Here is a 14,964-nt window from a genome sequence, read left to right as displayed (position 1 = left end):
CCCTGAGGTCTCCCCGGCGGAGCCAGAGGACGGAACGCCAGCCGCGATGGCATTCAATCACTTACCAGCAGGCATGCACGACGCCTTGCGACCATTGTCCGTCAAGCCAGTGACACACTCGGTGCCGATGGCCAAGAATCTCCGTCCCAGTAGACCTCAGGAGAGCGCGGGTGCGCGCCCCTCTCCGGGTGCAGTCCTCGGCCGGCTCACCGCGGGGGAGAGCCGGGCTACGCGCATCACTCATACGGAGCACTTGCCCCCGCGTGCCGGTCGCCATGCAGTCTGGCCCGATCGCATCCGAACAGAAGTGATCGCGGCCATCCAGTCCGCCGGGATCGAGCACCCCTGGACCCACCAGGCACAGGCCGCGGAGCACGCCCTCGACGGCGAATCCGTCGTGATCGCCACCGGCACGGCGTCCGGCAAGTCCCTCGCCTATCTGGCCCCCGTCCTCACAGCCCTCCTCGACGGCTCCGAGGCCCCGAACGGGCGCGGCACGACCGCCCTCTACCTCGCCCCCACCAAGGCCCTCGCCGCCGACCAGCGCCGCTCCGTGAAGGCCCTGGCGGGCCCTCTGGGCAACGCGGTCCGGCCTGCGGTCTACGACGGCGACACGCCGGTGGAAGAGCGCGAATGGGTGCGTCAGTACGCCAACTACGTCCTGACCAACCCCGACATGCTGCACCGCGGAATACTCCCCTCCCACCCCCGCTGGGCCTCCTTCCTGCGTGCCCTGCGCTACGTCGTCATCGACGAGTGCCACACCTACCGCGGCGTCTTCGGCTCGCACGTCGCCCAGGTGCTGCGCCGCCTTCGCCGCCTGTGCGCCCGCTACGGCGCGAACCCCGTCTTCCTCCTCGCCTCCGCGACCTCAGCGGAACCGGCCGTGGCCGCGGGCCGCCTCACCGGCCTCCCCGTCCGGGAGGTCGCTGACGATGCCTCCCCTCGCGGCGAGCTGGTCTTCGCCCTCTGGGAGCCCCCGCTCACCGAGCTGCAGGGCGAGAAGGGCGCGCCCGTACGCCGTACGGCCACCGCCGAAACCGCCGACCTCCTCACCGACCTCACCGTGCAGGGCGTCAGGTCGGTCGCGTTCGTACGCTCCCGGCGCGGCGCCGAGCTGATCGCCCTCATCGCCCAGGAACGCCTGGGCGCGGTGGACCGCTCGCTCCCGCAACGGGTCGCGGCCTACCGCGGCGGCTACCTCCCCGAGGAACGCCGCGCCCTGGAACGCGCCCTGCACTCCGGCGAGCTCCTGGGCCTCGCCGCCACCACCGCACTCGAACTGGGGATCGACGTCTCGGGCCTGGACGCCGTAGTCATCGCCGGATATCCGGGCACCCGCGCCTCCCTCTGGCAGCAGGCGGGGCGGGCGGGCCGTTCGGGCGAGGGCGCCCTGGCGATCCTCGTCGCCCGCGACGACCCCCTGGACACGTATCTCGTCCACCACCCCGAGGCGCTCTTCCGGCAGCCGGTGGAGTCCACCGTCCTCGATCCCGACAATCCGTACGTCCTCGCCCCCCATCTGTGCGCCGCTGCCGCCGAGATTCCGCTCACCGATGCCGACATGGAACTCTTCGGCCCTGCCGCCGCCGGCCTGATGCCGCAGCTGGAGGCCGCCAATCTGCTCCGCCGCCGGGGCAAGTCCTGGTACTGGACACGCCGGGAGCGGGCCGCCGACCTCACCGACATCCGGGGCGAGGGCGGCCGTCCCGTCCAGATCGTCGAGGCCGCTACCGGCCGGCTGCTCGGCACGGTCGACGCATCCGCGGCGCACGCCTCCGTCCACGACGGCGCCGTCCACCTCCACCAGGGCCGGACCTATCTGGTGAAGCACCTGGACCTTGAGGATCCCCACGGTCCTGTGGCCCTGGTCGAGGAGGCCAACCCGCCGTACTCGACCACCGCCCGCGACACCACCGCCATCTCCGTCCTGGAGACCGACACCGAGATCCCCTGGGGCGAAGGCCGCCTGTGCTTCGGCTCCGTCGAGGTCACCAACCAGGTCGTCTCCTTCCTGCGCCGAAAACTGATCACCGGCGAAGTGCTGGGCGAGACGAGACTCGACCTCCCTCCCCGTACGCTCCGAACCCGCGCCGTGTGGTGGACGGTCACCGAGGACCAGCTCGACGCCGCCCGCGTCGACCCCGAGCAGCTGGGCGGCGCCCTGCACGCCGCCGAACACGCCTCCATCGGGATGCTCCCGCTCTTCGCCACCTGCGACCGCTGGGACATCGGCGGCGTCTCCGTCCCGCTGCACCCGGACACCCTGTTGCCGACGGTGTTCGTGTACGACGGCCACCCGGGCGGCGCGGGATTCGCGGAGCGGGCCTTTCACACCGCCCGCGAGTGGCTGACCGCCACCCGTGAAGCCATCTCCTCCTGCGAGTGCGAGGCGGGCTGCCCGTCCTGCATCCAGTCCCCCAAGTGCGGCAACGGCAACGATCCCCTGAACAAGCGAGCCGCCGTCCGCGTGCTCTCCGTACTGCTCAAGGGAGCCCCGAAGCCCCCTGAGGCCCCTGAGAGCCCTGCGGAGTGAGTCCTGCGGCAACTGGTCCCGCGGGGCCCGCGCGGGACCTCACCGCCACGCTGTACGGCCCTACGCCTGCCTCTGCCGTGACGTCCGACACCTCCCCGTACACGGAACAGCTCACCAGCCGTACGTCTTGAGCAGCGGCCACCTCGGCCGCCTCGCCGCAGGCCGCGGACTCTCCCCGCATCCAGTGCCCCGCCGCCGCCAGCGCTGCCAGGTCCGCGGCGCCGCCTGCCCTGTGCCGGGCCACCACCGCCTGCCCCATGGCCAGAAGGCCTGCAAACACCGCGCCCAGCACCGCCATGGCCACGACCGCCCACACCGTGGCCGACCCCCGGTCGCCCGTTTCGCTCGCCCTGCCCAGCCTCCTTCCGGTCTTCCACCCACCGCTCATGACGCCGCCCCCACGGTCTCCTCGGCCTGCGCGACCGCTTCCGCCCGCAGCGTCAGCGACAGCGCGCCGAGCCCGGGTGCGGGCGCCTCGACCGCCACCCGCACCAGATCTCCCTCCCTGTTGATCAAGATCTGCGCCCCGCGCGGCGCCGCCTGCTCGGCCGCGTCCACGGACGCACCCGCCGGCTCCTGGCGCGCGGCCGCCCTCGCCCCGGCCCGCGCGGCGTCCACACACTGGATCTGCGCGGAGGTCGCCGGCACCACGACTGCCGCCTCCGCCGTGACATAGCCCCGGTCCGCACCGGCCTCAGAACGGCACATCGAGTGCCTTTCCGACGACCGACTCCAGCGCCGAGGCGACCATGTCGCTCGTGATGACCTTGTAGAGAACCGCCGCGAAGGCACACGCCGCGATCGTCCCCACGGCGTACTCGGACGTCGTCATTCCCGCGTCCGAAAGCCCGGCCCTGCGCACCAGCCCCTCTGCCCACACCCGCACTCGCGCTCGCATCCACACCCACATGTCAGCCCCCAAGGTCAGTTGCCGTTCACAGATCAGTTGCTGTTCATCAGTCCGCTTGCCAGTCCGATCACCACGGGCGCCACTCCGACCACCAGGAACGCGGGCAGAAAGCACAGCCCGACAGGGCCGACAATCAGCACGCCCGCCCGCTGCGCCCGGGCCGCGGCTTCCCGCGCCCGCTGCGCCCTGAGGCTCTCGGCCATCCGGGTCACGGGCTCCGCCGCCGGAGCCCCGGTGGCGCCCGCCCGCTCCAGACAGCGGGCCAGCCCCGCGGCGCCCGGTATCGCGCCCAACCGGCCCCAGGCATCTGTCGGATCTCCCCCGAGCCGCAATTCCGCCGCGGTCCGCGCCAGCCGGTCGCCCACCGGCCCGCCCAGCGACTCCCCGACCGCCTCCGCCGCCTCGCGCGGCCCCGCCCCGGCGGAGATGCAAGCCGCCAGGAGGTCGGCGGCGAGCGGAAGTTGACGGACATCGACCGGGACGTCCCCGTCGCTCGCCCCACGTCCTCGCCGCCACCGCACCGTGCCGTATGCCGCGACTACCCCGACCAAGCAGCCGATCACCCCGCCGACCAGCACATAGCCGGTGACAAGCGCCCCCAGCGGCGGACCCCACCGCAGAGCCCACGCACGGAACCCGCGCGGCGGCCACCTCCGCCCGTACCGCGCGCCGGTCGCTCCAGCCCTACCCGCCCCACCGGCCGTCTCCGTGGCCAGCAGCGCCGCGAGGCGCCTGCGCAGCAACCGCTCCCGCCGCCGCCCGGCCAGCGCGAACGCAGCCCACACCACCGCTGCCGCGATGGAAACCATCACCCCCAGCCTGTGGACAACTTCGCCGTTCACGCGCCCTCTCCTCGCCGTACGATCCGCCTGGCCCAGAAGAGACCCGCACCCTCCAACAACCCGCCGGCCAACAGGCACCCGAGCCCGGCCGGCGTATGCAGCAGCACCAGAAGCGGCCCGGCCCCCAGCGCACTGCCGATCAGCAGCCCCGCCACCGGAAGCAGCGCGAGGAGCGCCACGGTCGCCCAAGCACCCGCCAACTGAGCGCGCAAGTCCTCCCGTTGGTCGCGCTCGGCACGCAGCGCGCCCTCAAGGCGGTCGAGCCCGGCCGCAAGACCGGCCCCGCCGTCCACCGCCACCCGCCAGCACGCGGCGACCCCCACGAGCCCGTCCGCCCCCGGTTCCCGCGCCGCTCTGCGCAGCGCCTCCGGTACGTCCCCGCCGAACCGGGCCGCCGCCATCACGTCGGCCTCCGACGAGCCCAGGCCACCGGTCCCCGCAGCGGCGGCGAACAGCGCCTGCCCCGGCTGCCTCCCCGCCCGCAGCTCACCGGCCACCGCACCGCACAACGCGATGACCTCGTCGGCCCGCCGCTCCCGCTCCCGCCGCCGCACGCCCGCCCGCAGCCTGCGCCGCACCAGCGGCACCGCCACCGCGCCCATGGCCAACGGCAGCACCGACGCCGCCAGTACGGCGAGCAGCACCGCCACCGGCACGCACAGCCACTCCCGCCCCAGCCGCCCGCGCGCCGTCGACAACAGCCGCTCCCACAGCGTCGGCGAGGCCTCCGGGTCCACCGCACCGCCCGCGAGCATCAGCCGCGCCCGCCGCAGGTCGCCGTCCCGTCCTCCGATCAGCCAGGCCGCCGCCCCCGCACAGACCGCCGCCGCACACACAGGCCCCACTCCGGCCCCCGTCACAACGCACCCCCGATCAGCGCCCGCAGCCGGGTCCATCCGCGCTCGTACGAAAAGGCCTCCGCACCCCACCGCAGCGCCGGCACCGTCACCACAAGGCCCGCCGCGTCCCGCTCCAGGACATGGACCTCCGCGACCCGCCGCAATCCGCCCCGGGTCCGTACGAGATGGACCACCACCGACAGCGCCGCGGCCAACTGACTGTGCAGCGCCGCCCGGTCGAGGCCCGCAGCCGCACCGAGCGCCTCAAGACGCGCCGGAACATCCGCCGCCGCATTGGCATGGACAGTCCCGCAGCCACCCTCGTGCCCGGTGTTGAGGGCCGCCAGGAGTACGGCCACCTCCGCGCCTCGCACCTCGCCGACCACCAGCCGGTCGGGCCGCATCCGCAACGCCTGCCGCACCAAGTCCTGCAGCGTGACCTGACCCGCGCCCTCCTGGTTCGCGGGCCGCGACTCCAGCCGCACCACATGCGGATGGTCGGGCTTCAACTCCGCCGAATCCTCGGCCAGTACGATCCGCTCGCGCTCCCCGACCAGTCCCAGCAGCGTCGAAAGCAGCGTGGTCTTCCCTGTGCCCGTGCCCCCGCTGATCAGGTACGAGAGCCTGGCTTCGATCAGCGCCCGCAGTACCCGGTCGCCGCCGGGCGGCACCGTCCCCGCCGCGACCAGCTCCTCCAGCGAGAATGCTTTCGGCCGCACCACCCGCAACGACAGGCACGTCGATCCGACCGCCACAGGCGGCAGCACCGCATGCATGCGTGTCCCGTCCGGCAGCCGCGCGTCCACCCACGGCCTCGCATCGTCCAGCCGCCGACCGGCCACCGCCGCGAGCCGCTGCGCCAGCCTGCGCACCGCCGCCGCGTCCGGGAAGGAAACCCGGGTGAGCTCAAGGCCACCGCCCCGGTCCACCCACACCCGGTCGGGCGCAGACACCAGCACATCCGTCACCGAAGGATCCGCGAGCAGCGGTTCCAGCACCCCAGTCCCCACCAGCTCACAGCGCAACTCCTCGGCTGCGCCCAGCACTTCCGCGTCCCCGAGGAGACGCCCCTGGGCCCGCAAGGCGGCGGCCACCCTGGCCGGTGTCGGCTCGGCCCCGCTCTCCGCGAGCCGCTGCCGTACGGCGTCCAGAAGCTCCGCGCTCATGAGACACCGCCCCCGGCCAGCGCCTGCTCCCAGAACGCCGTGCAGAACCGGGCCAGCGGCCCGCGCGCACTCCCGCCCGGGGGCGTCCCGCCCGCCTGCGCCTCCAGCAGCCCTGGTTCCACCGGCAGTTCACCGGCCAGCGGAAGCCCCAGCAGCCGTGCCACAGAGTCCTCGTCGAGCCCCGCGGCGTACGGCCCGCGCACCACCGCCCGCAGGTCCTTCAGGACCATGCCCGCGGTCGACGCCACCCGGCTCGCCGCTGCGACGGCCCGCAGCTCCGCGGGCACCACCAGCAGCCCGAGGTCCAACTGGGCCAGCGCCTCGGCCACGGCCTCGTCGACCCGGCGCGGCAGATCCACGACCACCACCCCGCCGCGCCGCCTGGCGGCTGCCAGCACCGCCCTCATCGCTTCTGGGGGAATGACCACCCGGTCACCACGGTCCCAGCTCAGCACGCGCAGCGCATGAAGCTCGGGCAGCGACTCTTCGAGGGCGCCGCTGCCGACGCGCCCCCTGGATTCGGCGAAATCCGGCCACCGCATGCCTTCCACGGCCTCCCCGCCGAGCAGCACATCGAGACCGCCCCCCAGCGGATCACCGTCGATGAGCATCGTGCGCTGCCCGCAGCGAGCCGCTCCCACCGCAAGCGCACACGCCAGCGTCGAAGCCCCTGCCCCGCCCCGGCCTCCGAGCACCCCCACGGTCAGCGCCTGCCGTCCCACACCCTCCGCCACGTCGGCGATGCGCTCGACCAGCCAGGACTCGGCGTCGGGCAGCCGCAGCACATGGTCGGCGCCGATCTCGACCGCCCGGCGCCAGACATCGGGGTCGTCCTGGTCCTTGCCCACCAGCATCACGCCGCGCCTGCGGGCGGCCCCGCGCCCGAGCACTGCCCCGCGCACCCGGTCGGCCGCATCGTCGCCGACCAGGATCAGCGGGGCACCTTCCCAGCCGCCCCTGCGCTCCGGCACGGCGTGGTGGACTTCCGGCTCGGCACCGGCCGCGGCGCACAGCCGCAGCAGATCGTCGAGCAGGTCGACGTCCTCGGTGACGATCAGCGGTCCGCCCCGGCGCCCTTCGGCGGTCGGCAGTCCGTCGGAAGTAGTTGATACAGCCACGATCTCCGCCCCCTCTCACTGCGATTCCTTCTGTCCGCGAACTTCGCGAACGGAATCACCGTGCGGGGATCAGGAAAATCGTGTGGATCTTGCCGAAAAACTGGGGACAACTCATCACTTGTGAATATCCCGTTCACCTATACCAGTGACTTCCGAGAGCTGCGGAACCACTACACAGCGTGATGAGTCTCATGAGTGGAAGGCCGGCGCGACAAGGTCCACAAAGGGGAGAAATGATCAGAACCGAAGGCCCGAAACGCATCCGGACATGCGACGACCCCCGCCGGGGGGGAGAGCGGGGGTCGTCTCCACGGCCGACTCGGGGGGGGAGGAGTCGGACCGGGGTAGCACGGTCGCGAACGATCCGTGACTTCCATGGTGTACCCGAGAGCCTTCTCAGGCAAACCCACGCGCCACAGCGTACGCCGAATGGTGGGCGCATATGCTCGCCTCGTGGAAAACCACTCCTTGCCGCGAACAGCCGCCTTCTTCGACCTCGACAAGACCGTCATTGCGAAGTCGAGCACGCTGACCTTCAGCAAGTCCTTCTACCAAGGTGGACTGATCAGCCGGGGCGCGGTTCTGCGCACCGCGTACACGCAGTTCGTCTTCCTCGCCGGCGGCGCCGACCACGACCAGATGGAGCGGATGCGCGAGTACCTCTCCGCACTCTGCAAGGGCTGGAACGTCCAGCAGGTCCGGGAGATCGTCGCCGGGACGCTGCATGACCTGATCGACCCGATCATCTACGACGAGGCGGCCTCCCTCATCGAGGAGCACCACACCGCCGGCCGCGATGTCGTGATCGTCTCCACCTCCGGAGCCGAGGTCGTCGAGCCGATCGGGGAGCTCCTCGGCGCCGACCGCGTGGTCGCGACCCGGATGGTCGTCGGCGACGACGGCTGCTTCACGGGCGAGATCGAGTACTACGCCTACGGCCCCACCAAGGCCGAGGCCATCAGGGAACTCGCCGAGTCGGAGGGCTACGACCTGTCGCGCTGTTACGCGTACAGCGACTCGGCCACCGACATCCCGATGCTCGAGTCGGTCGGCCATCCCTACGCGGTCAACCCGGACCGGGCCCTGCGCCGCGAGGCGCTCGCACGCGAGTGGCCGATTCTCGTCTTCAACCGTCCGGTCCGCCTCAAGCAGCGGCTGCCTGCCTTCTCCATGCCGCCCCGTCCGGCGCTCGTCGCGGCAGCCGCAGTGGGTGCGGCCGCCGCCACCGCGGGTCTGGTCTGGTACGTCAGCCGCAGGCCCGGCCGCCTACCCCGTCCCCGACGTGGAGTTTTTACCCGCATTTGAATCTAAAAGTAAAGAAGCGGCGCCAGGGGTTTCACTTATGCGTCCACTGGAGTAGAAAGGATTTACGGCCCGCGAGACCAAGGACATCCGAGAGGATCACCTTAAAACGCAAGAAGGCCCCACGGACCGAGCATGAAAGCCGGGCACCCACGCGACGTCGACCCGTCGATTACGGGCCAGCCGCACCAGGTGACGGGCAAAGTTCCCGACCTGATGGGCAAAAATCGAGGACGCTTGGTAACCCGGCGGACATGCCAGCGGCGGTACCACTCATTGGTACCGCCGCAACCCTTTGTACGGGCACTTGTACAGGCGCGCATTGCGTACGCAGATTGGCGTACGCGGGAAGTTCAGGCAGCCCCGCGCTGGAGCGCCTCGCACACGGCCGTAGATTCCCTGGCGCCCAGTTCGGCTGCACGTCCGCAGTGCACGATCCACGCCGCCACACCTTCCGGCGTGCCCGACGCATAACCGTCGAGCGCAGCGGCGTACGCCGCCCGCCCCAGCTCCCCGTGTCCCACCTCCGACGGGCACACGGACTTCGGGTCGAGCCCGCTGCCGATCAGCACGATCCGCTCCGCGGTGCGGGCCACCAGGCCGTTGTGCGAGCCGAACGGGCGCAGCGCGAGCAGTTCGCCGTGTACCACCGCCGCGGTCACCAGCGCCGGTGCCGAGCCGCCCGCGATGATCAGCTCCGAGAGCCCTTCGAGCCGGCCCGCCACTTCGTCGGCGCCCGGCAGCGGAAGTTCGATGAGCGGCTCGTCCACCGGCTCCCCCGCGAGCCTCGGCCTGCCGACCAGGTCGTCCGAAATCCCCGCGCCGCCCGCCGCGACCAGATGCAGCCTGGCCAGCACGCGCAGCGGCGACTGACGCCAGATCGAGAGCAACTGGCCGGCCTCCGCGGTCAGCCGCAGCGCAGCGCCGACGATTCGCGACTCGTCGTCGACGCTGAAGTCGGTACGCCGCCGCACCTCCTCCAGAGCCCAGTCCGCGCCCGCGAGCGCCGCCGAACCGCGCGCCCCGCGCAGCGCCGCCTCTGCGGTGATCTCATTGCTGCGACGCCGCATGACGCGGTGTCCGTAGACCCGGTCCACGGCCTTGCGTACGGAGTCCACGGCCTCGGGTACGCCAGGAAGTTCGCCCAGCGCCGCGAGTGGATCAGGTGTCGTACTCATAGGTAAGGAGCCTACGCAGCAATACCACCCGCCCCACCTTGGAGTGGTCTTCTTCACTCACTGCACACACGGCTCGCAATCATGGGATTACCCTTGGTGAACATGAAGATCGCTTTCGTGGGTAAGGGCGGCAGCGGCAAGACCACGCTGTCTTCGCTGTTCATCCGCCACCTCACCGCCAACGAGGCCCCGGTCGTAGCCGTGGATGCCGACATCAACCAGCACCTGGGCGCCGCCCTCGGTCTCGACGAGACGGAGTCCGCGGAGCTGCCCGCGATGGGCGCGCACCTCCCCCTGATCAAGAACTACCTGCGCGGCACCAACCCCCGGATCACGTCCGCCGAGACGATGATCAAGACGACGCCGCCAGGCGAGGGTTCGCGCCTTCTGCGAGTGACCGAGGACAACCCGGTGTACGACGCATGCGCCCGCACCGTGGAGCTCGACGACGGCCCGATCCGGCTGATGGCCACCGGCCCCTTTACCGAGTCCGACCTGGGTGTCGCCTGTTACCACTCCAAGGTGGGGGCGGTCGAGCTGTGCCTCAACCACCTCGTCGACGGCCCCGAAGAGTACGTCGTGGTGGACATGACGGCCGGTTCCGACTCCTTCGCCTCCGGCATGTTCACCCGCTTCGACATGACATTCCTGGTGGCGGAGCCGACCCGAAAGGGCGTGTCCGTCTATCGCCAGTACAAGGAGTACGCCCGGGACTACGGCGTATCCCTCAAGGTCGTCGGCAACAAGGTGCACGGTCAGGACGACATCGACTTCCTGCGCGAGCAGGTGGGCGACGACCTCCTCATCACCGTCGGGGCATCGGAGTGGGTCCGTGCGATGGAGAAGGGCCGCCCGTCCCGCTTCGAGCTGCTGGAGGCGGACAATCGCCTGGCCCTCCAGGCGCTGCAGAACGCCGCGGAGGACTCGTACGCGCACCGCGACTGGGAGCGCTACACGCGCCAGATGGTGCACTTCCACCTGAAGAACGCGGAGAGCTGGGGAAACGCGAAGACGGGCGTCGACCTGGCTGCGCAGGTCGACCCCGCCTTCGTGCTCAGTGAGCGATTCGCGGAGGTCAGCGCCCCTCAGCCGGCGTGACCGGATGCGTCGCTCCCGTGCCGGGGGTCAGCTGTGTGTGGGCGTCGGCAGGCGGGCCGACGACGTTCGGGACGGCCCCGGGCGGGACGGCAGCGGGCGGAGCGGCAGCGGGCGGGGCAGGCATGGGCGAGGCGGCCTCGGGCTGGGCGGTCAGGAATGATGCCCAGCCCTCCTTCGGGGCCTGGCCGACATCCAGGGTGCGCATCTTCTCCAGCACCGCCGGGTCCTGCGCGTCCAGCCAGTCGGCGAGCTGCCTGAAGGAGACGCAGCGCACCTCCTTCTGCACGCAGACCGTCTTGATCGTCTCCTCGACGGCGCGCATGTACGTGCCGCCGTTCCAGGACTCGAAGTGGTTGCCGATGATCAGCGGGGCGCGGTTTCCGTTGTACGAACGGCCGAAGGCCCGGAGCAGTGCGTCGCGCATCTGGTTGCCCCAGACCTCGTGCTGCGAAGGATCACCCTTGACGGTTCCCGACTGGTTGACCATGAAGTTGTAGTCCATCGAGAGCGTTTCAAGGGCCCGTCCCGGCACCGGGACCAACTGCAGCGGCAGGTCCCACAGGCCGTCGGTCTTCTTCGGCCACACCTGCTTGCCGACGCCGCTGGAGTCGTAGCGGAAACCCAGCTCTCTTCCGGCCCGGATCATGTTCCGCTGCCCTTCCAGGCAGGGCGTGCGGGCGCCGACGAGCTCCTTGTCGTAGTCGAACGGCAGGGGCTCGGTGTTCTTCAGGCCCGCGTTGGTCTTCCAGCGCTTCACGAAGGCCTTGGCCTGCGCGATCTCGCTCTTCCACTCCTCCTTGGACCAGGTGCCCACGCCACCGTTCTTGCCGCAGAAGTGGCCGTTGAAGTGCGTACCGATCTCGTTGCCCTCAAGCCAGGCACCGCGGAGCTGGTCCACGGTGTCGCTGATTCCCACGACGTCGTTGAAGCCGATGTCGGACCGGCCCGCCGGGTGCTGTGGTGGTTCGTAGAGGTGCCTCTTGTCCTCCGGCAGCAGATATACGCCGCTGAGGAAGTACGTCATCGTCGCGTCGTACTTCTTGCCCACGTTGCGGAAGTGGGAGAAGAGCCGCTGGCTGTCCTCGCCCGCTCCGTCCCAGGAGAAGACCACGAACTGCGGAGGCCTCTGACCCGCCTTCAGGCGATGGGGCTTGAGCTGATGGGGTTGAGTTCCGGTGTACGCAGTGGAGCCGTCGCCGATCAGACGCACCGCACTCTTGGGCGCGGCAGGGGCTTCCTTCTTCGCGCCGTGGGCGCCTTGTTCCGTACCGAGTTCACCGGATTCACCGGATCCTGAACCGAATCCGACACCGAGGCCGGAACAGGCTGCGAGCCCACCCGCCATGGTGAAGGCGGCGACGCCGACGGCAATCCTCTTCGTGGCGGCCATCATCCGCCCACCTCTTCCCTCGGGTTCCCTGCGCTGAAGCCGACACGGCGCGGCCAACCTCGCACGCCCGAGCGGAAGGAATTGTGTGACAAGCCGGTAAAAATGCTTAATCACCGGATCGGGTGAATGGCTGACCCATATGCGCCGGAAATCACCCCTTCGCTCTTTACTCTGCATTACGATTCATTTACCGAGAGTTGAGAAATCCCGCCGCTGCATGCCGTGACCCACGGCCGCGTCCCACGTTCCGCGACCGCGCTGCCCCGGAGGAGACGGGAACTATGCCTGCCTGCCCCACCACCGCGGATGTCTCCGCATCGATCTCCGTGTTTCTGATCGCGCTGCCGCTATCCCTCGGCATCGCCCTCGCCACCGGCTCACCACTCCAGGCCGGCCTCGTCGCCGCCGCCGTCGGCGGCATCGTGGCCGGCCGGTTCGGCGGTGCTCCGCTGCTGGTCAGCGGGCCCGCCGCCGGGCTCACAGTAGTCACTGCCGAGCTGATCCAGCACTACGGCTGGCGCACCACGTGCGCCATCACCGTCCTCGCCGGTGTCGCCCAACTGGCCCTGTCCGCCGTGCGGGTAGCCCGCTCCGCCCTCGCCGTCAGCCCGGCGATCGTGCACGGCATGCTGGCCGGCATCGGCGTCACCATCGCCCTCGCCCAATTGCACATCGTCCTCGGCGGCACGCCGCAGAGCTCGGCCGTCGACAACGTCCGGGGCCTGCCCGCCCAGTTGGCCGACCTGCACCCCGTCGCGCTCTCCGTGAGCGCCCTGACCATCGCCGTCCTGCTGCTCTGGCCACGCGTTCCGGGGCGTACGGGCCGGATGGTCCGGAAAATCCCGGCCGCCCTCGCCGCGGTGGCCGCCGCCACCGCCGTCGCGGCGTTCGCCGGGCTGAGCCTGCCGCGCGTCGACCTGCCGTCCTGGCGCAGCCACGCCCTGCCCGAGCTGCCCGAAGGCCCGGTTCTCGGCATTCTCGCGGCTGTGCTCACCATCACCCTGGTGGGCAGCGTCGAGTCCCTGCTGTCCGCCGTCGCCGTCGACAAGCTGGTGGCCGCCCGCAAGCGTCCGACGGTCAGGATTCCGCGTGCAGACCTCGACCGGGAGCTGGCCGGGCAGGGCGCGGCCAACATCGTCTCGGGCGCGCTCGGCGGACTGCCCGTCACCGGAGTCGCCGTCCGCAGCGCCGCGAACGTGGCGGCGGGCGGAGTCAGCCGGCACTCCACCATGCTGCACGGCCTGTGGATCGTGATCGCGGCCCTGCTCCTCGTGCCTGTCCTCGACCTGATCCCACTGGCCGCCCTGGCCGCGCTGGTGATGGTCGTAGGCGTCCAGATGGTGAGCATCACCCACCTCAGGACCGTGACACGCCACCGCGAAATGCTGGTGTACGCCGTGACACTGGCCGCCGTCGTGCTCGCGGGCGTACTGGAAGGCGTGGCGATCGGCGGCGCGGTCGCGGTCGGGGTCGCGCTGCACCGGCTGGCCAAGACGCGCATCACCACCGAGACGACGCCGGACGGCGTCCAGCATGTGCGGGTTCGCGGTCAGTTGACCTTTCTGGCCGTTCCCCGCCTGAGCCGGACACTCAACCAGGTCCCGCAAGGCACCGACGTCGTCGTCGAATTGGACGGGTCCTTCATGGACCACGCGGCGTACGAAGCGCTCCAGGACTGGCAGGACTCGCATGTCGCGCACGGCGGCCGGGTCGAGGTCGCCGGGCGCTCGGGCAAGTTCTCGGGACCCGCCACGGCCGCCCACATCTGCTGCCGGCCTTGGACACCCTGGCGCAACCACCACTGCGACGACCACGCGGCCACCCCGCCCGTCGCGCCGGGCGGCCGAACCGGCAGCGGCCAACTCGCCAGCGGGGTCAGCGCGTTCCAGCGCAATACGGCGCCGCTGGTGCGCGAAGAGCTGGCCCGCCTCGCCCGCGAGGGGCAGCAGCCGTCGCAGCTCTTCATTACCTGCGCCGACTCCCGGCTCGTCACGAGCATGATCACGGCCAGCGGTCCCGGTGACCTCTTCACCGTACGGAACGTGGGTAATCTCGTTCCGCCGCCCGGCGCGGAGAGTTCGGACGACTCGGTCGGCGCGGCCGTCGAATACGCCGTGGACGTGCTCCAGGTGGAGACCATCACCATCTGCGGCCACTCCGGCTGCGGCGCGATGCAGGCCCTGCTCAATACGCCGCTCGACACGCCCCTCGATACGCCGGGCGCCGGGCAGACACCGCTGCGGCGCTGGCTTCAGCACGGACTGCCCAGCCTGCAGCGGATGAAGAGCAGGCACCACTCGTGGGCAAGGATCTCCGGACGGCTGCCGACCGATGCGATCGAGCAGCTCTGCCTGACCAATGTGGTCCAGCAGTTGGAGCACCTGCGCATGCACGAGGCGGTGCGGCGGCGGCTCGCCGAAGGCACGCTCGAACTGCACGGCATGTACTTCCATGTCGGCGAGGCCCAGGCGTACCTGCTGGAGGACGGCTCCCGGACCGGCGAAACGGCCGAGGTCTTCGACCGCATCGGCCCCGCGGCACTCGAAGATTCGCGTGCCTGAACCGGACAGGCCCCCCGTACGTGA

Annotated in this window: 13 protein-coding genes; 4 read left to right on the top strand and 9 right to left on the bottom strand. The window is 70.9% G+C overall.

Going from position 1 to position 14,964, the window contains the following annotated elements; translation table 11 throughout:
* Positions 1 to 46: 46 nt before the first annotated feature.
* The gene (locus PXH83_RS16190; RefSeq protein WP_274561049.1) at positions 47 to 2,536 is read left to right on the top strand and encodes a DEAD/DEAH box helicase; all 2,490 of its coding nucleotides are present in this window, start codon (positions 47 to 49) and stop codon (positions 2,534 to 2,536) included.
* Here PXH83_RS16190 and PXH83_RS16185 read toward each other — a convergent pair.
* Genes PXH83_RS16185 through ssd form a run of 7 tightly spaced genes read right to left on the bottom strand, consistent with a single transcriptional unit; the run spans position 2,487 to position 7,411 of the window.
* Positions 2,487 to 2,924 (bottom strand): Rv3654c family TadE-like protein, encoded by a 438-nt coding sequence (locus PXH83_RS16185; protein WP_274561046.1) that lies wholly within the window; start codon positions 2,922 to 2,924, stop codon positions 2,487 to 2,489. The two genes, PXH83_RS16190 and PXH83_RS16185, sit on opposite strands and share 50 nt — an antisense overlap.
* Entirely contained in the window at positions 2,921 to 3,244 is a 324-nt protein-coding gene (locus PXH83_RS16180; RefSeq protein WP_274561043.1) for a TadE family type IV pilus minor pilin, read from the bottom strand. Before PXH83_RS16180 ends, PXH83_RS16185 begins: the two co-directional genes overlap by 4 nt.
* Positions 3,231 to 3,434, bottom strand: a complete 204-nt coding sequence (locus PXH83_RS16175) for a DUF4244 domain-containing protein (protein ID WP_274561041.1) — start codon at positions 3,432 to 3,434, stop codon at positions 3,231 to 3,233. Before PXH83_RS16175 ends, PXH83_RS16180 begins: the two co-directional genes overlap by 14 nt.
* Before the next feature lie 44 nt (positions 3,435 to 3,478).
* Positions 3,479 to 4,255, bottom strand: a complete 777-nt coding sequence (locus PXH83_RS16170) for a type II secretion system F family protein (RefSeq protein WP_274562852.1) — start codon at positions 4,253 to 4,255, stop codon at positions 3,479 to 3,481.
* Between the two features lie 29 nt (positions 4,256 to 4,284).
* On the bottom strand, positions 4,285 to 5,184 hold the full coding sequence (locus PXH83_RS16165; protein WP_420803176.1) for a type II secretion system F family protein: 900 nt from the start codon (positions 5,182 to 5,184) through the stop codon (positions 4,285 to 4,287).
* Positions 5,145 to 6,293: a TadA family conjugal transfer-associated ATPase gene (locus tag PXH83_RS16160; RefSeq protein WP_274561037.1), complete on the bottom strand. Its 1,149-nt coding sequence runs from the start codon at positions 6,291 to 6,293 to the stop codon at positions 5,145 to 5,147. The genes PXH83_RS16165 and PXH83_RS16160 overlap by 40 nt, the downstream gene beginning before the upstream one ends.
* The gene (gene ssd / locus PXH83_RS16155) at positions 6,290 to 7,411 is read right to left on the bottom strand and encodes a septum site-determining protein Ssd (RefSeq protein WP_274561035.1); all 1,122 of its coding nucleotides are present in this window, start codon (positions 7,409 to 7,411) and stop codon (positions 6,290 to 6,292) included. The genes PXH83_RS16160 and ssd overlap by 4 nt, the downstream gene beginning before the upstream one ends.
* A gap of 429 nt (positions 7,412 to 7,840) precedes the next feature.
* Here ssd and PXH83_RS16150 point away from each other — a divergent pair, with 429 nt between their 5' ends.
* Positions 7,841 to 8,716: an HAD family hydrolase gene (locus PXH83_RS16150; protein ID WP_274561034.1), complete on the top strand. Its 876-nt coding sequence runs from the start codon at positions 7,841 to 7,843 to the stop codon at positions 8,714 to 8,716.
* A 350-nt stretch (positions 8,717 to 9,066) separates the two neighbouring features.
* Here the strand turns inward: PXH83_RS16150 and PXH83_RS16145 are convergent, their stop codons facing one another.
* Positions 9,067 to 9,891 carry a Fic family protein gene (locus PXH83_RS16145; RefSeq protein ID WP_274561033.1) on the bottom strand — a complete coding sequence of 275 codons (825 nt, stop codon included), beginning with the start codon at positions 9,889 to 9,891 and terminating at the stop codon, positions 9,067 to 9,069.
* Between the two features lie 96 nt (positions 9,892 to 9,987).
* On the opposite strand from PXH83_RS16145, the gene PXH83_RS16140 reads away from it, so the two are divergent.
* The gene (locus PXH83_RS16140; RefSeq protein ID WP_274561031.1) at positions 9,988 to 10,989 is read left to right on the top strand and encodes an ATP-binding protein; all 1,002 of its coding nucleotides are present in this window, start codon (positions 9,988 to 9,990) and stop codon (positions 10,987 to 10,989) included.
* Here the strand turns inward: PXH83_RS16140 and PXH83_RS16135 are convergent.
* Positions 10,967 to 12,382 (bottom strand): polysaccharide deacetylase family protein, encoded by a 1,416-nt coding sequence (locus PXH83_RS16135; RefSeq protein WP_274561030.1) that lies wholly within the window; start codon positions 12,380 to 12,382, stop codon positions 10,967 to 10,969. The genes PXH83_RS16140 and PXH83_RS16135 overlap by 23 nt on opposite strands.
* Before the next feature lie 278 nt (positions 12,383 to 12,660).
* Between PXH83_RS16135 and PXH83_RS16130 the strand changes: the two genes are divergently transcribed.
* Positions 12,661 to 14,940, top strand: coding sequence for a bifunctional SulP family inorganic anion transporter/carbonic anhydrase (locus tag PXH83_RS16130; protein ID WP_274561029.1), 2,280 nt, complete (start codon positions 12,661 to 12,663; stop codon positions 14,938 to 14,940).
* The last annotated feature ends 24 nt before the right edge of the window (positions 14,941 to 14,964 follow it).

The sequence above is a fragment of the Streptomyces spiramyceticus genome, assembly GCF_028807635.1.
In the GTDB taxonomy this organism is placed as follows: Bacteria; Actinomycetota; Actinomycetes; order Streptomycetales; family Streptomycetaceae; genus Streptomyces; species Streptomyces spiramyceticus.
The sequence above is the reverse complement of the archived record's forward strand: the minus strand, read 5'-3'. Positions and strand labels throughout refer to the sequence as shown.